22 protein-coding genes are annotated in these 21,070 nt (G+C 64.4%); 15 read left to right on the top strand and 7 right to left on the bottom strand.

All coding sequences use genetic code 11. The features are described from left to right. From dprA to RFM40_RS03235, 4 genes are all read right to left on the bottom strand, one after another. A complete protein-coding gene (dprA, locus tag RFM40_RS03250; protein WP_320277138.1) occupies nt 1-1,137 on the bottom strand; it encodes a DNA-processing protein DprA in 1,137 nt (378 codons plus the stop codon). Continuing rightward, a complete protein-coding gene (gene plsY / locus RFM40_RS03245) occupies nt 1,134-1,715 on the bottom strand; it encodes a glycerol-3-phosphate 1-O-acyltransferase PlsY (protein WP_320273880.1) in 582 nt (193 codons plus the stop codon). Before plsY ends, dprA begins: the two co-directional genes overlap by 4 nt. 66 nt (nt 1,716-1,781) lie before the next feature. Further along, a complete protein-coding gene (locus RFM40_RS03240) occupies nt 1,782-3,068 on the bottom strand; it encodes a dihydroorotase (RefSeq protein ID WP_320277137.1) in 1,287 nt (428 codons plus the stop codon). Beyond that, entirely contained in the window at nt 3,065-4,045 is a 981-nt protein-coding gene (locus tag RFM40_RS03235) for an aspartate carbamoyltransferase catalytic subunit (protein ID WP_320277136.1), read from the bottom strand. The genes RFM40_RS03240 and RFM40_RS03235 overlap by 4 nt, the downstream gene beginning before the upstream one ends. 173 nt (nt 4,046-4,218) lie before the next feature. Between RFM40_RS03235 and RFM40_RS03230 the strand changes: the two genes are divergently transcribed. From RFM40_RS03230 to RFM40_RS03220, 3 genes are all read left to right on the top strand, one after another. Further along, a complete protein-coding gene (locus RFM40_RS03230) occupies nt 4,219-5,847 on the top strand; it encodes a DNA alkylation response protein (protein WP_320277135.1) in 1,629 nt (542 codons plus the stop codon). A gap of 155 nt (nt 5,848-6,002) precedes the next feature. Continuing rightward, nucleotides 6,003-6,563, top strand: coding sequence for a hypothetical protein (locus tag RFM40_RS03225; protein ID WP_320277134.1), 561 nt, complete (start codon nt 6,003-6,005; stop codon nt 6,561-6,563). After that, nucleotides 6,563-6,904 (top strand): DUF6105 family protein, encoded by a 342-nt coding sequence (locus RFM40_RS03220; protein ID WP_320229140.1) that lies wholly within the window; start codon nt 6,563-6,565, stop codon nt 6,902-6,904. Before RFM40_RS03225 ends, RFM40_RS03220 begins: the two co-directional genes overlap by 1 nt. On the opposite strand, the gene ruvX is transcribed toward RFM40_RS03220, so the two are convergent. Further along, nucleotides 6,846-7,328, bottom strand: a complete 483-nt coding sequence (gene ruvX / locus RFM40_RS03215) for a Holliday junction resolvase RuvX (RefSeq protein WP_320277133.1) — start codon at nt 7,326-7,328, stop codon at nt 6,846-6,848. The two genes, RFM40_RS03220 and ruvX, sit on opposite strands and share 59 nt — an antisense overlap. 107 nt (nt 7,329-7,435) lie before the next feature. Between ruvX and RFM40_RS03210 the strand changes: the two genes are divergently transcribed. From RFM40_RS03210 to RFM40_RS03185, 6 genes are all read left to right on the top strand, one after another. Beyond that, nucleotides 7,436-8,143 (top strand): metal-dependent hydrolase, encoded by a 708-nt coding sequence (locus RFM40_RS03210; protein ID WP_320229142.1) that lies wholly within the window; start codon nt 7,436-7,438, stop codon nt 8,141-8,143. A 30-nt stretch (nt 8,144-8,173) separates the two neighbouring features. Next, nucleotides 8,174-8,584: a hypothetical protein gene (locus RFM40_RS03205; protein WP_320277132.1), complete on the top strand. Its 411-nt coding sequence runs from the start codon at nt 8,174-8,176 to the stop codon at nt 8,582-8,584. A gap of 105 nt (nt 8,585-8,689) precedes the next feature. Next, nucleotides 8,690-8,977 carry an Asp-tRNA(Asn)/Glu-tRNA(Gln) amidotransferase subunit GatC gene (gene gatC / locus RFM40_RS03200; RefSeq protein WP_320277131.1) on the top strand — a complete coding sequence of 96 codons (288 nt, stop codon included), beginning with the start codon at nt 8,690-8,692 and terminating at the stop codon, nt 8,975-8,977. Nucleotides 8,978-8,980: 3 nt separating this feature from the next. After that, nucleotides 8,981-9,439, top strand: a complete 459-nt coding sequence (locus tag RFM40_RS03195) for a GNAT family N-acetyltransferase (protein WP_126100440.1) — start codon at nt 8,981-8,983, stop codon at nt 9,437-9,439. Continuing rightward, entirely contained in the window at nt 9,439-11,004 is a 1,566-nt protein-coding gene (locus tag RFM40_RS03190; protein WP_320277130.1) for an amidase, read from the top strand. The genes RFM40_RS03195 and RFM40_RS03190 overlap by 1 nt, the downstream gene beginning before the upstream one ends. A 130-nt stretch (nt 11,005-11,134) precedes the next feature. Continuing rightward, nucleotides 11,135-11,932, top strand: a complete 798-nt coding sequence (locus tag RFM40_RS03185) for a YdcF family protein (RefSeq protein WP_320277129.1) — start codon at nt 11,135-11,137, stop codon at nt 11,930-11,932. Here the strand turns inward: RFM40_RS03185 and RFM40_RS03180 are convergent. After that, nucleotides 11,881-12,624 (bottom strand): DUF599 domain-containing protein, encoded by a 744-nt coding sequence (locus RFM40_RS03180; protein ID WP_126100437.1) that lies wholly within the window; start codon nt 12,622-12,624, stop codon nt 11,881-11,883. The genes RFM40_RS03185 and RFM40_RS03180 overlap by 52 nt on opposite strands. A 175-nt stretch (nt 12,625-12,799) precedes the next feature. Between RFM40_RS03180 and RFM40_RS03175 the strand changes: the two genes are divergently transcribed. The 3 genes from RFM40_RS03175 (at nt 12,800) to RFM40_RS03165 (ending at nt 15,890) form a co-directional block, all read left to right on the top strand. Beyond that, nucleotides 12,800-14,203, top strand: coding sequence for an L-serine ammonia-lyase (locus RFM40_RS03175; RefSeq protein ID WP_320277128.1), 1,404 nt, complete (start codon nt 12,800-12,802; stop codon nt 14,201-14,203). Between the two features lie 323 nt (nt 14,204-14,526). Further along, on the top strand, nt 14,527-14,964 hold the full coding sequence (locus tag RFM40_RS03170) for a DUF1489 family protein (RefSeq protein ID WP_320219213.1): 438 nt from the start codon (nt 14,527-14,529) through the stop codon (nt 14,962-14,964). Nucleotides 14,965-15,191: 227 nt separating this feature from the next. Beyond that, complete coding sequence (locus tag RFM40_RS03165; protein ID WP_320229150.1) at nt 15,192-15,890, top strand: J domain-containing protein; 699 nt, start codon at nt 15,192-15,194, stop codon at nt 15,888-15,890. Between the two features lie 41 nt (nt 15,891-15,931). Here RFM40_RS03165 and RFM40_RS03160 read toward each other — a convergent pair whose 3' ends face one another. After that, entirely contained in the window at nt 15,932-17,368 is a 1,437-nt protein-coding gene (locus RFM40_RS03160) for an SPOR domain-containing protein (RefSeq protein WP_320277127.1), read from the bottom strand. Between the two features lie 287 nt (nt 17,369-17,655). Here RFM40_RS03160 and RFM40_RS03155 point away from each other — a divergent pair, with 287 nt between their 5' ends. From RFM40_RS03155 to clpA, 3 genes are all read left to right on the top strand, one after another. After that, complete coding sequence (locus tag RFM40_RS03155; RefSeq protein WP_320277126.1) at nt 17,656-17,985, top strand: phasin family protein; 330 nt, start codon at nt 17,656-17,658, stop codon at nt 17,983-17,985. A 277-nt stretch (nt 17,986-18,262) separates the two neighbouring features. Beyond that, nucleotides 18,263-18,589, top strand: a complete 327-nt coding sequence (gene clpS / locus RFM40_RS03150; protein WP_040972327.1) for an ATP-dependent Clp protease adapter ClpS — start codon at nt 18,263-18,265, stop codon at nt 18,587-18,589. Nucleotides 18,590-18,595: 6 nt separating this feature from the next. Further along, nucleotides 18,596-21,061, top strand: coding sequence for an ATP-dependent Clp protease ATP-binding subunit ClpA (gene clpA / locus RFM40_RS03145; RefSeq protein WP_320219216.1), 2,466 nt, complete (start codon nt 18,596-18,598; stop codon nt 21,059-21,061). Nucleotides 21,062-21,070: the final 9 nt, after the last annotated feature.

Genomic DNA, 21,070 nt, shown 5'->3' with positions numbered 1-21,070 from the left:
TCAGGAACGTTCGAAGACCAGCGAGACATTGCCGCCGGCATGGCGTTCGAGCCGTCCGGCGAGGTCGAGTTCCAGGAGCACCATGGCGATCTGCGCGGCGCTCAGGCCCGTGTGGCGGATGATCTCGTCCACGCCGACCTGTGTGGGGCCGAGCGCTTCCAGCACGTCGGCGCGCTCGTTCTCGCCGGGCGGCGGCATTGCCGACAGGTCGGGTGCCTCGGCGAGCGGCGCGGTCCTTGGCGGGCGGGTGCCGGCAAGAGGCGCCAGCGCGCCCAAAACATCGGCGGCTTCGGTGACGAGCGTGGCGCCGTCCTTGAGCAGGGCGTTGCAGCCGGCGGCGCGCGGGTCGAGCGGCGAGCCCGGCACGGCGAAGACCAGCCGGCCCATCTCGTTGGCGAGCCGGGCGCTGATCAGAGAGCCGGAGCGTTGCGCCGCCTCAACCACGACCAGCCCCAGCGCCATGCCGGCGACCAGGCGATTGCGGCGCGGAAAATCCTGCGCGCGCGGCTGCCAGCCGAACGGCATTTCCGAAACGATAGCGCCGCCGCGCTCGGCGATCTCATCGCACAGGCCGATATTTTCGGGCGGGTAGGGGACATCGAGCCCGCCGGCCAGCACGCCGACGGTGCCGGTCGAAAGACTGCCCTGATGCGCCGCCGTGTCGATGCCGCGCGCCAGGCCCGACACGATGGCGTAACCGTCGCGACCGAGATCCGCCGCCAGCATGCGCGCCATCTTGATGCCGGCAAGCGAGGCGTTGCGGGCGCCGACGATCGCCACCGCGGGCAGGCGGAACACCGCGCCTTCGCCCTTCACCGCCAGCAGCGGCGGCGGATTGTCCATGGTCTTCAGCAGGGCAGGATAGTCGGCCTCACCGATGCCGACGAAACGGGCGCCGGCGCGGCGCGCCGCTTCCAACTCCGTTTCGGCTTCTGCGATTGTCGGAATGCGGACGATGCGGTTGGCGCCTCCCGAAATCATCAGCTCGGGAAGCATTTCGAGCGCGGCTTCGGCCGAGCCGAAGCGATTGATCAGTTCGCGAAAAGAGGCCGGGCCGACATTGGGCGTGCGGATCAGCCGAAGCCAGCTCAGCCGCTGCCGGTCGCTGAGGCGCGGGCCGGCGGCGGGCCCGCTCATCCCTTCGCCCCGATCTTGCCCTCGGTGCCGGCGAGAAGCCGCGAAATGTTGGCGTGATGCTTGATGAAGACGATCAGGCTCATGACCGCGAAGAGGCCGGCAATCTGCGGCGTGCTGATGAAATAGAGCGCGATCGGCACCACGACCGCAGCCACCAGCGCCGCCAAGGAGGAGTAACGGAACAGGAAGGCCATGGCGAGCCACACGACGGCGAAGACAAGCATGCCCTGCCAGGCAAGGCCGAGGAGAACGCCGAGATAGGTGGCGACGCCCTTGCCGCCCTTGAACCCGAGCCAGACCGGGAAGAGATGGCCAAGGAAGGCGGCGAAGCCGGCGAGAAGCCCGAAGTCCGGCGAGAAATGTCCGGCGATGAGCGCTGCCGCCGTGCCCTTCAGCGCGTCAAGCAGCAGCGTCGCCGCGGCGAGCGCCTTGTTGCCGGTGCGTAGAACATTGGTCGCGCCGATGTTGCCGGAGCCGATATTGCGCACGTCGCCCAGACCGGCCGCGCGGGTGATCAAGAGTCCGAACGGGATCGATCCGAGCAGATAGCCGAAGATGAGCGCGAGCACGTAACCCATTGTTTCCCCCGAATTTCCTATTTCAGTATCCGGATCGCGATACCGTCCCGCCTTGTCGGACGATGCTCAGGCCGAAAACACTGTGCGGCCCGCCACCGTCGTTTGCAAGACCTTGCCCTGCAGGCGCGCGCCTTCGAAACAGGTGTTTTTGGAGCGCGAGCGGAGGCCGCTTTCGCTGACGATCCAGGGCTCGTCGAGATCGATCACGGCGAGATCGGCCGACGCGCCCGGCTTCAGCGTGCCGCCGGGCAGGCCGAACAATCTTGCCGGCGCGGTCGAAAGCGTCTCGACCAGCCTAAGCAGCGGCACGTCGCCATTGTGGTAGAGCCGAAGAGCCGCGCCAAGGAGCGTCTCCAGCCCGATCGCGCCGGCGGCGGCATCAGCGAAGGGCAGGCGCTTGGTGTCGACATCCTGCGGATCGTGCGAGGAGACGATGATGTCGACGGTGCCGTCCTTGATCGCCTCGATCATCGCCAGCCGGTCGTCCTCGGCGCGCAAGGGCGGGGTCAACCGGAAGAAGGTGCGGTATTCGCCGACATCGTTCTCGTTGAGCGACAGATTGTGGATGGCGACGCCCGCCGTGACATTGGCGCCGTCCGTCTTTGCCCGGCTCACCGCTCCAACCGCCATCGCCGTCGAGATCTTGGCGGCGTGATAGGCGCCGCCTGTCAGCCGCGCCAGGGCAAGGTCGCGCTCCAGCGGGATGAGCTCGGCCTCGCGCGGAATGCCGGAAAGCCCGAGCCAGCTCGCATAGAGGCCTTCGTTCATCACGCCGGCCGAGGCGAGGTCGGCGTCCTGGGTCTCATGCGCGATCACGCCCCCGAAATCGCGCGCATAGGTCAGCGCGCGGCGCATCACCAGCGCATTGGCGATCGTGTGGCGTCCGTCGGTGAAGGCGACGGCGCCGGCTTCGCGCAACAGGCCGAACTCGGTCATCTCGCGGCCGTCGAGACCCTTGGTGATCGCCGCTGCCGGAAAAATGTTGACGCTGGCCGTGTCCCTCGCCGTGCGCAGCACGAACTCGACCAGCGCCACATTGTCGATCACCGGATTGGTGTCAGGCATCATGACGATGGAGGTGACGCCGCCGGCCGCCGCCGCGACGCTTGCCGAGGCAATCGTCTCGCGATGCTCGCCACCAGGTTCGCCGATAAAGACGCGCGCATCGACGACGCCTGGAATGATCGTCTTGCCGGCACAATCAATGACGACAGCGCCTTCGGGAGCGCCCTGGTTCAGCGCCGTCTTGCCGGCGGCGGCGATCTTGCGGCCGTCGACGATGATTGTGCCGATCTCATCGACGCCGCGCGAAGGGTCGACGATATGGGCCTTGCTGAAGACCGTCACGCTCATGCGCCGCGCCCCTCGTGGTTGCGGCCCTCATCGTTGCGACGAGGGTCGAGCAGCGCTTCCATCACCGCCATGCGCACGGCAACGCCCATCTCGACCTGTTCCTGGATGACGCTCTGCGGGCCGTCGGCGATCTCCGAGGCGATCTCGACGCCACGGTTCATCGGGCCCGGATGCATGACCAGCGCATCCTCCTTCGCCGCTTTCAGCTTCTCGGCGTCGAGGCCGAAATAGCGGAAATATTCGCGGATCGAAGGTACGAAAGCGCCTTCCATGCGCTCGCGCTGCAGGCGCAGCATCATCACGACGTCAGCATCCTTGAGGCCCTCGGCCATCGAACGCGAGACGATCACCCCCATCCTATCGATGCCTGACGGCAGCAGCGTCGAGGGCGCGACGACGCGCACCTGCGCGCCGAGTGCGTTCAAGAGCATGATGTTGGAGCGGGCGACGCGTGAATGCAGGATATCGCCGCAGATCGCCACGATCAGCTTCGACAGCGGTCCCTTGGCGCGGCGTATGGTCAGCGCGTCGAGCAGCGCCTGCGTCGGATGCTCATGCGCGCCGTCACCGGCATTGACCACGGAGCAGCCGACCTTTTGCGCCAGAAGTGCGGCCGCGCCGGCCGACTGGTGGCGGATAATGAGGATGTCCGGCCGCATGGCGTTGAGCGTCATGGCGGTGTCGATCAGCGTCTCGCCCTTCTTCACCGAAGAGCTTGCCACCGACATGTTCATGACATCGGCGCCAAGCCTTTTTCCGGCCAGCTCGAAGGAGGATTGCGTGCGGGTCGAGGCCTCGTAGAAGAGGTTGATCTGGGTGCGGCCGCGCAGCGTCGAAGTCTTCTTTTCCGACTGCCGTGAGATTGCCACGGCCTGATCCGCCCGGTCGAGCAAAAGCTCGATATCGGCCGGGGAAAGATCGCGGATGCCCAGAAGATGGCGGTGGGGGAAGAGCGGCAGGGACGAAGCGTCGGTCATCTCAAGGCGCTGCTATAGGGTGCGGTCTGAAAAGCCGCAAGCGCCAGCTTTGGATTGCGGGCTTTCTCCCCGGTATTTTCGTTGCGTGGCTTGGGCTATAACGCAGCAATGGCTTCGGATTCGCGACCGCGGCCTGCAGATGGTAAGGGCCTTCCTACTGAGAAGGATTGGGCGTGACCGACGACGTGATCAACCAGCCGCCGCCGCTGACGGGCGGCAATGCATGGCGGGGCGATCCGTTGCTCATCCAGCTTGCCGAGCGTTTTTCCGATCCGGTGCGCAAGGACCTCGACGGGCTTGGCCGTTTCGTCATGACGCAGGAGGCGCAGGAGCTTGCCCGCCTCGCCAATACGGACACGCCAAAGCTCAGGACGCATGACCGTCAGGGCCGCCGCATCGACCTGGTCGAATTCCATCCGGCCTATCACGCTTTGATGCGCCGCTCGATTGCCGGCGGCCTGCATTCCTCGGTCTGGGAGAACGGCGACGCCGAGATCGGCCGCCGGCATCAGGTGAGAGCGGCCCGCTACTATCTGACCGCCGAGCTGGAGACCGGGCATCTCTGCCCCATCACCATGACCAGCGCTTCGCTGGCGGCGCTGATGGCAAGCCCAAAACTGTTCCGCGAATGGGCGCCGCGGGTGACGACGCGCAAATACGACCAGAGCCAGAAACCGCCGGTGCAAAAGACCGGGCTGACGCTCGGCATGGGCATGACCGAGAAGCAGGGCGGCACCGACGTGCGCGCCAATGTCACAAGGGCGGAGCGGACAGGAAGCGGCTTCTATCGCCTTACGGGCCACAAATGGTTCATGTCGGCGCCGATGTCGGACGCCTTCCAGGTGCTTGCCCAGGCGTCGGAAGGGCTTTCCTGCTTCCTCGTCCCGCGCATCCTCGGCGACGGCTCGGGCAACGGCTTCCGCTTCCAGCGCCTGAAGGACAAGCTCGGCAACCGCTCCAACGCCTCCTCGGAAGTGGAGTTCGTCAACGCCATCGGCGAGATGGTCGGCGAGCCGGGCGCCGGCATCAAGACGATCATGGACATGGTGACGCTGACCCGGCTCGACTGCGCGGTCGCGTCTTCGGCAATCATGCGGGCGGGGCTAGCCGAAGCCGTCCACCACACGCGTCATCGCCAAGTGTTCGGCACCAATCTGGTCGACCAGCCGCTGATGCAGCGCGTGCTGGCCGACATGGCGCTCGACGTCGCCGCCGCAACGGCGCTGTCGTTCCGCCTTGCGCGCTCCTTCGACGAGGCCGCGAGCGATCGCGGCGAGGCTGCCTTTGCCCGCGCCATGACGCCAGTGGTCAAATACTGGGTCTGCAAGATCGCGCCGCAGCTGCTTTACGAGGCAATGGAGTGCCTCGGCGGCAACGGCTATGTCGAGGAAGCGCCGCTTGCCCGTTATTATCGCGAGGCTCCGGTCAACGCGATCTGGGAGGGTTCGGGCAATGTGATGGCGCTGGACGTGCTGCGCGTGCTCGGCCGCGCGCCCGGCCTGTTCGAGGAGGTTCTGGCCGGCATCGATCGCGACCTCGGCGCAGGTGGCCGGGGCACTATAGGCGTGCTCAAGGCGGCCATGCAGGTCGCTTCGACCGACCAAGGTTCGGCGCGCCTGTTGACCGAACAACTGGCGCTGTCGGCGGCGGCGGCGGAGTTGCGCCGGCTGGGGGCAGGGCGCATTGCCGACGCCTTCGTCGAAACAAGGCTCGGCGGTCAATGGCGCACCACCTACGGCATGCTCGATTCGCGCCATGACGCGCGCATGATCATCGACACGCTCTATCCGCCCCTGACCTGAACAGGCCTGAAACGCGATCCGTCGCCGGCCTGTGGATGGCCGTTAACCTTAACAAATGGTTTCCATTGCGGGGAGCCTTCGCAGAGCCCACTCTGACCACCGGAGTAGGGAAGCGTTAACCATCAGCATCCCGTGCTCCGCCAGGCAGGAAGCGCATGCGGCACGTGTTGACATCATTTCTGGCCTTGCACTGGGCGGTCGTGTTCGCCCTGCTGGCCTATACCTGCATGGATGGGAACCGCGGCATCGCGTCGGCGCTCGGCGTGCTTGGCGTATCCGTGCAAAGCAGCCGCTTCCCGGGGCTCGAACACGCCGTCGTCGTGGCGCCGCTTTCGGTCGCGCTGCTGATCGTCGCGCTGCTGTTCTGCTGGGCTTTCGTCGAAACGCTGCTCAACATCGCGACAAGGCCGGATGCCGGCGACGCGGTGGTGCGGATCGCCTTCATCTCAGCCTCGTTCCTGCTTTCGGTCATCCTGGTCGGCGGCGCCGCGCAAGGCATCAACGGGCTGTTCATGGTGGTCGCCATCCAGATGACGGCGCTGCTCGCCTCCTATGTCGCGGTGCTCGCGGAGCGACGCTCGACGCTTGCCGCTATGACCTTGCATGAGGCCGACGCCCGCCTGACCGCCCATCGCATGGCGACGGGCGCCGCGCACAGCTCGCTGCTTTCCCGCATCTCCAGCCGCCCGGAAACCAGACCCGGAGGACGCCGTTGATGCGCGCCTTGTTCGTATTCTGGGCGGCGCCGCTGGTCCTGTTCTGGGGCTGGTTCTTCCTGTCGCTCAACGACATGAATTTCGGCTATGTGATGCTCAGCCGCCAGCTGCACGACCTGGTCTTCCAGCTCTACGGCCAGATGCTCGGCATCGATCCGGCGATCATCCCGGGCATGGTGGCGCGGGCCTGCGTTTTCGACAGTTTTCTGCTTGCCGGCCTGGTGGCGTTTCGCCGCCGGCGCCAGATCGCCGAATGGGTCAGGCGGCGCCGGGAAGGCCCGGTCAATCCAGACCGGCTCGGCCAAGCGACTGAAGTCGGTCCAACGCTCCCTGCAGAATAAAGGCTGCCGCCGCCGAATCGATCTTGCCGGCGCGCTTCTTGCGCGAGAAATCCATCTCGATCAGCGTCCGTTCGGCTGCGACCGTCGACAGCCGCTCGTCCCATAGCACGAAGGGCAGGTCGGACAGGCTCGCCATGTTGCGCGCAAAGGCGCGGGATTTCTGTGCGCGCGGGCCCTCTGACCCGTCCATGTTGACGGGAAGGCCGAGCACGATCGCGCCGACATTGTCCTTCTCGAGTTGAGCCAGCAACTGGGCGGCATCGAGCGAAAACTTCTTGCGCAAGATGACCGGGCGCGGATGAGCAAAGGACAGGCCACGGTCCGACACCGCGATCCCGATCGTCTTGTCGCCGAGATCGAGGCCGGCGAGTGTGCGGCCGCCCGCGAGCCGCGCCGGCAATTCCTCAATGCTGATGATGCTCAACAGCCCACCCCGGTCTTTCGCCGCGCGGCTTTTTGATAGGCCGCAGGACTTTCAATTTGCCGTTGGCGTTCTATCCTTTGACAGCGAGAAAATCGAGGAACGCATTCATGAAACTGACCTGGTACGGCCATTCGGCATTCCGCATCGAGACAAAGGACGCCAACATCCTCATCGACCCCTATCTTGTCGGCAACCCGTCTTGGACAGGCGGCTGGGAAGGGCCCGCGGAAGGGGTGACGCATGTTCTCTTGACCCATGGCCACAACGACCATGTCAGCGGCTCGATCGAGGTGCTGAAGAAGAGCGGCGCCATGCTGGTCGCCAATTTCGAGATCTGCATGTATCTCGTCGGCCAGGGCGTCAGCGACAAGAAGATCAATCCCGGCAATATCGGCGGCACCGTCGATTGCGGCCCCTTCACCGTCACCTTCGTCCAGGCGCTGCATTCTTCCTCGTTCGGCGGCCAGGGCGGCACCAACACCTATCTCGGCAACCCGGGCGGGCTCGTGCTGCATTTCCCGCAGGACAAGACGCTTTACCACATGGGCGACACCGACATCTTCTCCGATATGGGGCTGATCAACGAATTGCATGAGCCGAAGATCGGCATCGTGCCCATCGGCGACCGCTTCACCATGGGCGGCGCGGTGGCAGCCCTTGCCTGCCGCCGCTTTTTCAGCTTCGATACGGTCGTTCCCTGCCATTTCGGCACCTTCCCGATCATCGACCAGACCGCCGACAAATTCGTGGCCGGGATGGAAGGATCAGGGGTCAAGGTGGCGCTGCCCGAGATCGGCAAAGCAATTGCGATCTAGGGCATTGCATCAGGATACTGGAATTAAATCATGGCCTTGAGACGGACTCTTTGTGTTTCGATGCTGGTTGCGGCGACGCCCGCACCGGCGGCGGACGATTTTATCGAGGGCGTCTACCTGCAATCGGAGGAGCTCTGCGCGCAGGCCAAGAAGGACACGCTGCAGACCGTCATCGACGCCGGCAACATCGTATTGTCGGCCGATGGTTTGCAAGGGGTCGAATACAATTGCGAGTTCCTTCAGATCAGCAAGGCACACGGCGCTACGAGCTGGGCGGTAACCGCGATCTGCCAGGAACCGGGTTATGTCTTCCCGGATGTGCTTTCGGTCACCCAGTTGAGTCCAAAGCAGATCGATCTCGTTTCGGTCCGGCCGGCGGATAGCGAGCAAGCCGGCAACAGCGGCAGCTATTATCACTGCGAAGGCGTGGCACTGCCTTAAGTAAATGCTGAGGGGGCGGCCGGAGCCGTCGGTCCGGCATGATCGATGTTGCGCCGCAAGCGTCGCGCCGCTATAGCCCGCACTGGTTTTCCCGAGGCGATAGACATGTCCGTTGATCTTCAGACCGTGAAGCGCGTCGCGCACCTTGCCCGCATTGCGGTGAGCGAGGAGGATGCCGAACGCATGACCGGCGAACTGAACGCCATCCTCGGCTTCGTCGAGCAACTGAACGAGGTCGACGTCTCGGGCGTCGAGCCGATGACCTCGGTGACGCCGATGGAGATGAAGAAGCGGGAGGACGTCGTCACCGACGGCACCAAGGCAGCCGACATCGTCGCCAACGCGCCGGCGACCGAAGAAAATTTCTTCCTCGTCCCCAAGGTCGTGGAGTAAGGCGTGGCTGTCGAGATCGCCGTCGAGACGCCCTTGCAGGACGACGTGCGCGCGCTGGTCGCGGAGCTCAACGCCACGCTGCTTGAACTGACGCCGCCGGAGCATTGCTACCACCTGACCGTCGAGCAGATGGCCGGCAAGGACACGACCGTGTTCATCGCCCGCGACGGCGGCCTTGCCGTCGGCTGCGGCGCGCTGAAGCGCCATGACAACGCGACCGGCGAGGTCAAGCGCATGTACACGCGGCCCTCGCATCGCGGCCAGAAGATCGGCGCGCAAATCGTCGCGCGGGTCGAGTCGCTGGCGCGGCAGGAAGGGCTGAAACGCCTGGTTCTCGAAACCGGCGACCGTCACCCCGCCGCCTGGACCGTCTATGAGCGCGCCGGTTTCTCGCGTTGCGGCCCGGTGCTGGATTATCCCGACTCCGAGTGGTCGGTGTTTTACGAAAAGAGCCTTGCCTGATGAGCGACCTCACACACCTCACCATTTCCGAGGCCCGCGCCAAGCTGCGCGGCAAGGAGATTTCGGCTGCCGAGATCACGGAAGCCTATCTTTCGGCGATCGAGCGCGCCAATCCGGTGCTCAATGCCTATGTCGCGGTGACCGGCGACAAGGCGCGCGATATGGCCAAGGCCTCCGACGCCAAGCTTGCCAAAGGCGAGGGCGGCGCTCTGGAAGGCATTCCGCTCGGCATCAAGGACCTGTTCGCAACCGAAGGCATCCATACCCAGGCCTGCAGCCATGTGCTGGACGGTTTCCAGCCGCGCTACGAATCGACCGTCACCAGCAATCTCTGGGCCGACGGCGCCGTCATGCTCGGCAAGCTCAACATGGACGAGTTCGCCATGGGCTCCTCCAACGAGACCTCCTATTACGGCCCGGTCATCAACCCGTGGCGGCGCTCGCGCCTCGACACGGTGGTGATGCCAACGACGCATCAGGGCGACGGCGGCTTCGTCTCGGCCGGTGGCGCGAAGACAGCGCGCACGCTGGACAATGCGCAGTTGGTGCCGGGCGGCTCCTCCGGCGGATCGGCTTCGGCCGTTTCGGCCTTCCTCTGCGCCGGCGCCACCGCGACCGACACCGGCGGCTCGATCCGCCAGCCCGCCGCCTTCACCGGTACGGTCGGCATCAAGCCGACCTATGGCCGCTGTTCGCGCTGGGGTGTCGTCGCCTTCGCTTCCTCACTCGACCAGGCCGGTCCGATCGCGCGCGACGTGCGCGACGCCGCCATCCTGTTGAAGTCGATGGCCTCCTCCGACCCGAAGGACACGACCTCGGTCGACCGGCCGGTGCCGGATTACGAAGCGGTGATCGGCAAGCCGATCAAGGGCATGAAGGTCGGCATTCCGAACGAATACCGCGTCGACGGCATGCCGGAAGACATCGAGGCGCTGTGGCAGAAGGGCATTGCCTGGCTGAAGGACGCCGGCGCCGAAATCGTCGACATCTCGCTGCCGCACACCAAATACGCGCTGCCGGCCTACTATATCGTGGCGCCGGCCGAAGCGTCGTCCAACCTGGCGCGCTATGACGGCGTGCGCTACGGGTTGCGCGTGCCCGGCAAGGATATCGTCGACATGTATGAGAAGACGCGCGCCGCCGGCTTCGGCCGCGAGGTCAAGCGCCGCATCATGATCGGCACCTATGTGCTGTCGGCAGGCTATTACGACGCCTATTACCTGCAGGCACAGAAGGTGCGTACGCTGATCAAGCGCGACTTCGAGAATGTCTTCGCCGCCGGCGTCGACGTCATCCTGACCCCGGCAACGCCGTCGGCCGCATTTGGCGTTGCGGACGAGGACATGAACTCCGATCCCGTGAAAATGTACCTCAACGACATCTTCACCGTGACAGTGAACATGGCCGGCCTGCCGGGAATCTCGGTGCCCGCCGGCCTCGACGGCAAGGGGTTGCCGCTCGGCCTGCAGCTCATCGGCCGGCCGTTCGACGAGGAGACGCTGTTCCAGACCGCTCATGTCATCGAACAGGCGGCGGGCAAATTTCAGCCGGAAAAGTGGTGGTAGCGTCATCCCTCATCTAGCTCGTGATCCCGAAAATCGGAATCGATTTTCGAAAAGGATCACGAGCAAAATCAAAGCGTTACGGCGCCCTTTGCGCGTCCAAAGGACGCGCGGCGCTGTAATGGGGTGAGGGATGTTCTACTATCTTTCCAAGATCCTCTGGTTCTTCATCCAGCCGCTCAACCTGGCGATTTTCCTGCTGCTGGCCGGACTGGTGGCGGCGCTTTTCGGTCGCCGGCGGCTCGCTGCCACCGGCAGCGTGCTGGCCTTTCTGATTCTTGCGCTATCTGCATGGACCTCGCTGGGCGCGATGATGCTCAATCCGCTGGAAGAGCGCTTCCCCAAGCCGCCGCTGCCGGAAAAGGTCGACGGCATCGTTGTCCTTGGCGGCGGCTTCGAGGGCGCCATCAACCTTGCGCGCGGCGGCTATGAGCTGAACAGCGGCGGCGATCGCATGGTGGAGACTGCGATCCTCGCCAGGCGCTTCCCGCAGGCGAAAGTGGTCGTCTCCGGCGGCAATGGCGAGCTTTTCCTCGACGGCGAGGGCGATGCCGACACCGCGCCGCGCCTGCTCGGCGCGCTCGGTGTTGCGTCTGAGCGCCTGCTCCTCGAGAACAAGTCGCGCAACACCTATGAGAATGCCGTCTTCTCCCGCCGGCTGGTCGAACCGAAGCCGGGCGAGATCTGGCTGCTGGTGACCTCGGCTTTCCATATGCCGCGCGCCAAAGCGCTGTTCGACAAGGCAGGTTTTCCGACCCTTCCCTGGCCGGTCGACTACCGCACCTCGGGCAAGGAGGGGATCGGTCTGTTCCGCGACAACCCGGCCGATTCGTTGCAGGCGACCACGACGGCAATCCGCGAATGGATCGGGCTTTTCGCCTACTGGCTATCTGGCCGGATCGATGAGCCTTTCCCGGCGCCGGGCGGCTGACCGAGCACCGCCTGGCGCGCGGCCGAGAAGAATTGGCGGCGCACCAGCACCGCCAGCAGCACGAGCGTCGAGATCACGAAGACGACCGGGTCGACGAACCAGCCGAGATAGCCGATCGAGAAAAAGACGGCGCGCAGGCCGGAGTTGAAGTGCTTTCCGGCAAGCACGTTCATGCGCGTCGCGCGCCAGACCGCGGTTTCGCTGATCGGGTTGCGCGAGGCCGCTCCATGCGGGATCGGCACGGCCCCGATCAGGATCGAGCAGTAGTTGAACAGCCGGTAGGCCCAGCCGAACTTGAAGAAGGCGAAGGCTAGGATCAGCACCAGGCCGAACACCTTGGTCTGGAAGGCTTCGCGTGACGAAGCCGCGCCGAACGGCAGGTCGGCCAGCACCTGGAGCACGCGGTCGGACGCGCCGAGCAGGGCAAAGCAGCCGCCGAGCGCGATCAGCGAGCTCGAGGCAAAGAAGGCGGTGCCTTGCTGCAGGCCGGTCATGATGGCGGTGTCGACGATGCGCACCTCGCGCTCCGCCATGTTGCGCATCCAGGCCTCGCGCTGGGCGTTCATTGCCGTCGTCAGCGACACGCGGCTGACGAGCCTGCCGTCCGAGGCCAGCGTGTGCAGCACCCAGACAGCCAGGAAGAAGGCCAGCGTCGCCAGGTCGGCGGCCGAAAGATGGATGGAATCGCCCATGCATTCTTCTACCACAGGCCGAGCCGGCCCTTCGACGGCGCATATAAGCACCTGGCGATGTCGCTGCCGGAGCAAACAAGGTCGGCAGACGCCGCGCCGTGACACGCAAAACAGCGGAAACATCACGGGAATTCCTATATATAATTTTTGAGCGGCCTTCAGGAGACAACGGCGCGTGTTCCTTTCGGTTTTCGACCTGTTCAAGATCGGCATCGGCCCATCGAGCTCGCATACGATGGGGCCGATGACGGCCGCGCGCCGCTTCCTCGACGAAATACTGGCCGGCGACTGGCCGCGTCCGGCCGGCGTCAAGGTCGATCGCATCGGCGCCAGCCTGCACGGATCGCTCGCCTATACCGGCATCGGCCATGGCTCCGACCGCGCCGTCATCCTCGGCCTTGCCGGCGAGACGCCGCAGACCGTCGATCCGGACGAGGCGGACGGCATCGTTGCCCGCATCGGAGCCGACAAGCGGATTTCGCCGCCCGGACATCCGACCTATCGCTTCGACCCCGCCAAGGACCTGGTGCTCGACCGCAAGACGCCGCTGACCGGTCACGCTAACGGCATGGCCTTCTATGCCTATGACGCATCCGACCGGCTGCTGCTCAAGCGCATCTATTATTCGATCGGCGGCGGCTTCGTCGTCTCCGAGGAAGAATTGCAGCGCATGAAGGCCAAGGGCTCGGTGACGACCGAAGGCAAGAAGGTGCCGTACCCGTTTAAGAACGCCGTCGAGATGCTGGCGATGGCGGCCAAGAGCGGGCTTTCCATCGCCGAGATGAAGCGCGCCAACGAGGAGAAGCACATGTCGCGCGAGGAGCTCGACGCCGGCCTCGACGCTATCTGGAGCGCCATGAAGGGCTGCATCGACCGCGGCCTGTCGCAGGACGGCATCATGCCCGGCGGGCTGAAGGTGCGCCGCCGCGCGCGCCAGCTGCACGACAAGCTGCAGGAACAGTGGCAGCAGAACCGGCCCAATCCCTTGCTCGCCAATGACTGGCTGTCGATCTATGCCATGGCGGTCAATGAGGAGAATGCGGCCGGCGGGCGCGTGGTGACTGCGCCGACCAATGGTGCTGCAGGAACGCTGCCGGCGGTGCTGCGCTACTGGCTGCATTTCCATCCCGAAGCCGACCAGCCGAGCATCCGCGACTTCCTACTGACGTCAGCCGCCGTCGGCGGCATCATCAAGTCCAACGCCTCGATCTCGGGCGCCGAGGTCGGCTGCCAGGGCGAGGTGGGCTCGGCCTCGGCGATGGCGGCGGCGGGCCTCTGTGCCGTCATGGGCGGCATGCCGGAGCAGGTCGAGAACGCCGCCGAGATCGCGCTGGAGCATCATCTCGGCATGACCTGCGATCCCGTGGGCGGGCTGGTGCAAGTACCCTGCATTGAGCGCAATGCGCTCGGTGCGGTCAAAGCGGTGACCGCTGCTTCGCTCGCCATCAAGGGCGACGGCACGCATTTCGTGCCGCTCGACGCGGCCATCGAGACCATGCGCCAGACCGGCCTCGACATGAACGAGAAATACAAGGAAACCAGCCTCGGCGGGCTGGCCGTCAACGTCGTCGAGTGCTGAGTCCAGCGGCTTCCGGAGCCATGGGGCGAAACCATGAAGAACTTCGTCGAAGTCGACGGTCATAAGGCGTCCGTGGCCTTCGATCCGGAGATTGGAATGCTCAGGGGCGAGTTTCTCGGACTCGCCGGTGGCGCGGATTTCTATGCTCAGAACGTCGAGCAGCTCTATGCGGAAGGGCGAAATCTTTGGCGATCTTCCACGGAATTTGCAGGGAGAAAGGCGTCGAGACGGCGGCGCAAGCCTCTTGAGCCGACAGCCTTTCTTGCCTGTGCAAAACCGCTCGAGGCGTTGAACCCCCATCAAGCGGTCGCTAGATTGCGGGCATGTCTCTCAATCTCATCAAGCTCTGTGTCGGCTGCGACAGCGTCGAGGATCTGGAAGAGTGGATTGCCTTCCGCCTCGATGAGCGGCGGCGCGCCGGCGAACCGGCCGAGCATTGGCACACCACGCGCATGGTGCCGACGCGCGGCGGGGAGATCATCGATGGCGGCTCGCTCTATTGGGTGATCAAGGGCAACGTCCAATGCCGGCAATTGATCACCGAGATCCGGCCTTTCACCGACGGCGAAGGCATAGGCCGCTGCCATTTAATGCTTGATCCCGAAGTGGTGCGTACCGACTGGCAGCCGCGCCGCGCCTTCCAGGGCTGGCGCTATCTCAAGCCTTCCGATGCTCCGGCCGATCTCGGCAAGGGCAAGGCGGCACTCGCCGAAATGCCGCCGAAATTGCGGCTGGAACTCGCCGAACTGGGGTTGCTTTAGTCTAAAGCGCGTCGCGATCTTTCAGATTCGCTCCAGGCGCTTTAGGTTTTTGATTTTACGCATGTCTTTGCCCCGAAACCGTTTTCCACTTTCGGGAGACATGCTTTAGGCCAAACCAATCGTTCCGTCGCTGGCCCTTCGGCTGGCTCGGTGTGGGACTTGCAAGAGCTGCACCTGCGCCACATCTTGATTTCCATGCACAATCATTTGCGTGGCGGTGCGAACCGATGGGCGTGATCATCGCATTGGCGGCTTTGCTTCTGGTGCTTTTTGGTATGGCGACAGTTTTCGTGCGCGCCGACGCAGCCAGGATGGCGGACAATCTCAGAACGCTTGGACCCGCGCTGGTGGGCCTGGCCGGCGCGACGATGCTCGTGGTCGGCCGCAGCAGCATCGGCGGCCTGCTGATGGTTGCGGCCGCCGGTTGGTATGCGTGGATGCGGGCGAGACGACCGCCGGCGAAAGCTGTCGCGGCCAAGCGTTCGACAGTGCGCACCGCGGCCCTCGAAATGGACCTTGATCACGACAGCGGCAAGCTCGAAGGCCTTGTCCTGGCCGGCCACTTTGAAGGTAAAATGTTGGGCGCCATGGGGATCGCGGACCTGCAGCGCCTTCATGTCGAGTTGCGGCCGGATCCGGAGAGCCGCCAGCTTCTAGAGACGTATCTTGACGGCCGTTTTCCCGTCTGGCGCAAGAACGCGCAGTCGGACAGTGGCGAAGGGCTGGGTGTTGCGCCAGGTGCGGGCGCCATGACTAAGGAGGAGGCCTACAAGGTCCTTGGTCTTGAAGCGGGGGCTGCCGCGGCGGATATCCGCAAGGCGCACCGCCGCCTGATGCAGCGCCTGAACACCGATGTCGGCGGCACGTCTGTCCTGGCGGCGCGGATCAATGAAGCCAAGGACGTCTTGCTCTCCAATCACGACTAGTCTCCTTCGACGCTGGACCTTCCAGGAGTTTCAAAAGCCGCCTATTGCTGGACGGCGTAACACGCGATTTTCTTTCGCTTCAGGGCATCGCAGGCCTTCCAGGCGGCGTCTTTCGAACCGAAGCCGCCGAAGCGGGCGCGGTAGTAGGTGACGCCGTCCTTGTCGAACGCGACCGTGAAGCCCGAAGCGTCGGCCAGCGCTTTCGACGCCTGCTTGCTCGTCTTGTCGAGAAGGGCCTGAGCCCCCGATTGCGTCGGCGAAGACGCAACCTGCACCACCCATCCCGACGGCACGGACGATGTCTTGACCGGATCTACGGCCGGCGCGGCCGCTGGAGCCGGCTCGGCGTAAGCGGCGACTGTCTGGGACGTGGCTTCGGTCTGAGATGCGGTTTCCTGGGGCGCAGGTGTCGGAGCCATGGCGGCCACGGCAACCGTCTTCACCTTCCGGACCTGGATCACCGGCTTGGTCTCCTCCGCGACAGGAGCGTTGTCGTCGGCCGACGCGACGGCGGTCTCGTCGACAGCCGGCTTTTCATCCGGCGTCGGCGCGTCATGCTTCGGCAGGAAGACCTTGGCCAGGGCCTTGATCGGATTGTCGGCGCCTGCCTTGGCGATCAAATTGCCGCCGCCGCGGGTCGAGGCGCGCGGCAGATAGGTGTTGATCAGAGAAGCCATCTGGTTGTCGCGGCTGCGGCCGGAAGCGCCGCCCATCACCACGGCGACAAGGCGTCGGTCGCCATCGGCGACGGAGGAAACCAGGTTGTAGCCGGAAGCGCGCGTATAGCCGGTCTTGATCCCGTCGACGCCCTTGATGCGGCCGAGCAGGCGGTTGTGGCCGTTGATGCGCTGGCGGCCGTAGAGGAACGAGCGCTGCGAGAAATAGCCGTAATATTGCGGGTAGTGCTCACGGAGCGCGATGCCGAGCATGGCCATGTCATGCGCCGTCGTGAACTGGCCGGGATCGGGCAGGCCGTTGGCGTTGCGGAAGACGGTGCCGTTCATGCCGAGCTGGCGCGCCTTGGCCGTCATCATGCGGGCGAAATTGTCTTCGCTGCCACCCAAGAGCTCGCCCAGCGCGGTCGCGGAATCGTTGGCCGACTTGGTCACCATCGACAGGATTGCCGTCTCGACCGGCACCGAGCCGCCGGCGCGCACGCCGAGCTTGGTCGGCGGCTCGGACGCGGCATGGGCCGAGTATGGCACCGGCGTGTTCTCGCTGATCCGGCCTTTCGCCAGCGCTTCGAAGGTGAGGTAGAGCGTCATCATCTTGGTGAGCGAAGCCGGATAGCGCCGGCCGTTGGCGTCGGACGAATAGAGCACCTTGCCGGTCTTGGCGTCGACGACAATGGCCGCGGACTTGGCGGCTAGAGCCGAGGCGACATCGGCGGCAACAATCGTCACCGCGAGAGCGGCGACCATGATTGCCTTGATGGAGAATGGAGATTTGGAGACGAAGTCCGACAACGCCTGACGCACCGTTACTTACCCTGAATTTTCGTTGCCCCGGAGGCGGCAGAGGGAGTGCCTGCCTCACTTTCAGCCAAGCTATCGCGGCCAGCGTTACCAATCCGTTTATGGTAACCGCGGCGTTCACCATTTTCTGGCGATTTGAGCCTCTGTTTATTCGAATTTTAGCTGTTGCTGCCGCTCGAGACCCTTACGGTTCAAGGGAATCTTGACTTTTGTGCAGCGCACAATATATTCCAGTGCATTGCACAAGGGCGCCCGGGGCTAATGGGCGTTTCAACCAAGGGAAGTATGAAATGACCCAGACCTATGAGGACTTCACGAAATACGGCAAGGAGTTTGCCGACACCGGGCTGAAGAGCATTGCCTCGCTCACCAAGGGCGCGCAGGCGATCGCCACCGAAGCCGGCGAATACACCAAGAAGAGCTTCGAGGCCGGCAGTGCCGCCGTCGAGAAGCTGTTCGCGGCCAAGTCGATCGAGAAGGCCATCGAGATCCAGACCGACTACGCCAAGCAGAGCTACGAGAGCTTCGTGGCCGAGGCCAGCAAGATCGGCAATCTGTATGCCGAGCTCGCCAAGGAAGCCTATAAGCCGTTCGAATCGGTCGTCGCCAAGGCGAAGTAATCTCGTCCGATCATATCGGACGCAGCCAGCCGGCCTGCCAAAAGGACCCGGTCGCGGAAGCGCGGCCGGGTTTTTTCGTGCGCGGCTGCAACCGCCTGGGCCCTGCCGCATTCACGATTGAGAAAATCGCTGAAGTTTGCCCACCTAGCCATATTGTCAGCTAAACAGAAGGGCTTAAAATCGTCCATCGAAGACCTACATGTTGAACTCGCATGAGGATTCGAAAAGGCAGGACTACGTGACGATCGGTTTGACTGCCACGGCAGGCGTGGTGCGAATGCAAAGTGACGGCGACCGAAACGATCCCGGTCGCGGCACGGCGGTCATCACGCGCACCAAAACCAAGACCAAGAAGCCCAGCCTCTACAGGGTCCTCATCCTCAACGACGACTACACTCCCATGGAGTTCGTGGTCCACGTCCTGGAGCGTTTTTTCCAGAAGGACCGCGAGGCCGCCACACGCATCATGCTGCATGTTCACAATCATGGAGTGGGCGAGTGCGGGGTCTACACATTCGAGGTGGCCGAGACCAAAGTGTCTCAGGTCATGGATTTCGCCCGACAGAATCAGCATCCGCTGCAATGCGTGATGGAGAAGAAGTGAGGTAACATGCCGGCTTTCTCCCAAGGCCTGGAAAAGGCGCTACATCAGGCGCTGACATTCGCCAACGAGCGGCATCATGAATATGCGACGCTCGAACACCTGCTGCTCGCCCTCATCGATGACACCGAGGCGGCCGCCGTCATGCGCGCCTGCAACGTCGATCTCGACGAGCTGAAGCACACCGTTCTCACCTATATCGACACCGAGCTCGACAACCTCGTCACCGGTTACGACGAGGATTCCAAGCCGACCGCCGGGTTCCAGCGCGTCATCCAGCGCGCCGTCATCCACGTGCAGTCGTCCGGCCGCGAGGAAGTGTCCGGCGCCAACGTGCTCGTCGCCATCTTCGCCGAGCGCGAGAGCCACGCCGCCTATTTCCTGCAGGAACAGCAGATGACCCGCTACGATGCGGTCAACTACATCTCGCACGGCATCGCCAAGCGCCCCGGCGCCTCGGAGTCGCGCACGCCGCGCGGCGCCGAGGACGAGCAGGGCGGCCAGAACGGCGCCGAGCCGCAGGAGGACGGTGGCAAGAAGAAGCCGCAGGACGCGCTGACGGCCTACTGCATCAACCTCAACAACAAGGCCAGGGCCGGCAAGATCGATCCGCTGATCGGCCGCGAGAGCGAGATCAACCGCACCATCCAGGTGCTGTGCCGCCGCTCCAAGAACAATCCGCTCTATGTCGGCGACCCCGGCGTCGGCAAGACGGCGATCGCAGAGGGCCTTGCCAAGCGCATCGTCGAAGGCGATGTCCCTGAGGTGCTGCAGGACGCCACCATCTTCGCGCTCGACATGGGCACGCTGCTGGCCGGCACCCGTTATCGCGGCGACTTCGAGGAGCGGCTGAAGCAGGTCGTCAAGGAGCTCGAGGACTATCCTGGCGCGGTGCTGTTCATCGACGAGATCCATACCGTGATCGGGGCAGGGGCCACGTCCGGCGGCGCCATGGATGCCTCGAACCTCTTGAAGCCGGCGCTGTCGTCAGGCGCCATCCGCTGCATCGGCTCGACCACCTACAAGGAGTTCCGCCAGTTCTTCGAGAAGGACCGCGCTCTGGTGCGGCGCTTCCAGAAGATCGACGTCAACGAGCCGACCATCGAGGACGCCATCGAGATCATGAAGGGCCTGAAGCCCTATTTCGAGGAGTTCCACAAGGTCCGTTACACCTCTGAAGCGATCAAGGCTTCGGTCGAGCTTTCGGCGCGCTACATCAATGACCGCAAGCTGCCCGACAAGGCGATCGACGTCATCGACGAGACTGGCGCCTCGCAGATGCTGGTGCCGGAGGCCAAGCGCAAGAAGACGATCGGCATCAAGGAGATCGAGGCAACGATCGCCACCATGGCCCGCATTCCGCCGAAGACGGTTTCGGCCGACGACGAGAAGGTGCTGCAAGGCCTCGATGTCGAGCTGAAGCGCGTCGTCTACGGCCAGGACACCGCGATCACGGCGCTGACCTCGGCGATCAAGCTGGCACGCGCCGGCCTGCGCGAACCGGAGAAGCCGATCGGCTCCTACCTGTTCTCAGGGCCAACCGGCGTCGGCAAGACCGAAGTGGCCAAGCAACTCGCCGCCTCGCTCGGCGTCGAGCTGATCCGCTTCGACATGTCGGAATATATGGAACGCCACACGGTCTCGCGGCTGATCGGCGCGCCTCCGGGCTATGTCGGCTTCGACCAGGGCGGTCTGTTGACCGACGGCGTCGACCAGCATCCGCATTGCGTGCTCTTGCTCGACGAGGTCGAGAAGGCGCATCCGGACCTGTTCAACATCCTGTTGCAGGTCATGGACCACGGCAAGCTGACCGACCATAACGGCAAGCAGATCGACTTCCGCAACGTCATCCTGATCATGACGACCAATGCGGGCGCGTCGGACGCTCAGCGCGCGGCGATCGGCTTCGGCTCGACCAAGCGCGAGGGCGACGACGTCGAGGCGATCAACCGGCTGTTCACGCCGGAATTCCGCAACCGTCTCGACGCGATCATCCCGTTCGGCTCGCTGCCGGTACCGGTGATCCATCAGGTGGTGCAGAAGTTCGTCATGCAGCTTGAGGCCCAGCTCTCCGAGCGCGGCGTCACCTTCGACCTGTCGCCGGATGCAATCGCCTGGCTTGCCGACAAGGGCTATGACGAGCGCATGGGCGCGCGCCCGCTCGGCCGTGTCATCCAGGAGCATATCAAGAAGCCGCTGGCCGACGAGGTGCTGTTCGGCAAGTTGAAGAAGGGCGGCACGGTGCGCGTCACCGTCGAAAAGAAGGAGACCGGCGAGACCGGCCTGAAGCTCGAGTCGCTCGCCGACGAAGCCCCGGTGAAGCCGAAGAAGGAAGAGCCGGAGGATTCGCCTAAGCCCAGAAAGGCCGCGGCGAAGAAGCCTGCCGCCAAGAAGGCGGCGGCGCAGAAGCCGGAGCCGAAGGGCAAGGACGGCGGCAAGCGCAGCCTGGTGCCGCAACTGCCCCGCAAGGGCTGATCGGCCTGA

This window comes from Mesorhizobium captivum (genome assembly GCF_033977165.1).
Lineage (GTDB): Bacteria > Pseudomonadota > Alphaproteobacteria > Rhizobiales > Rhizobiaceae > Mesorhizobium > Mesorhizobium captivum.
The sequence above is the reverse complement of the archived record's forward strand: the minus strand, read 5'-3'. Positions and strand labels throughout refer to the sequence as shown.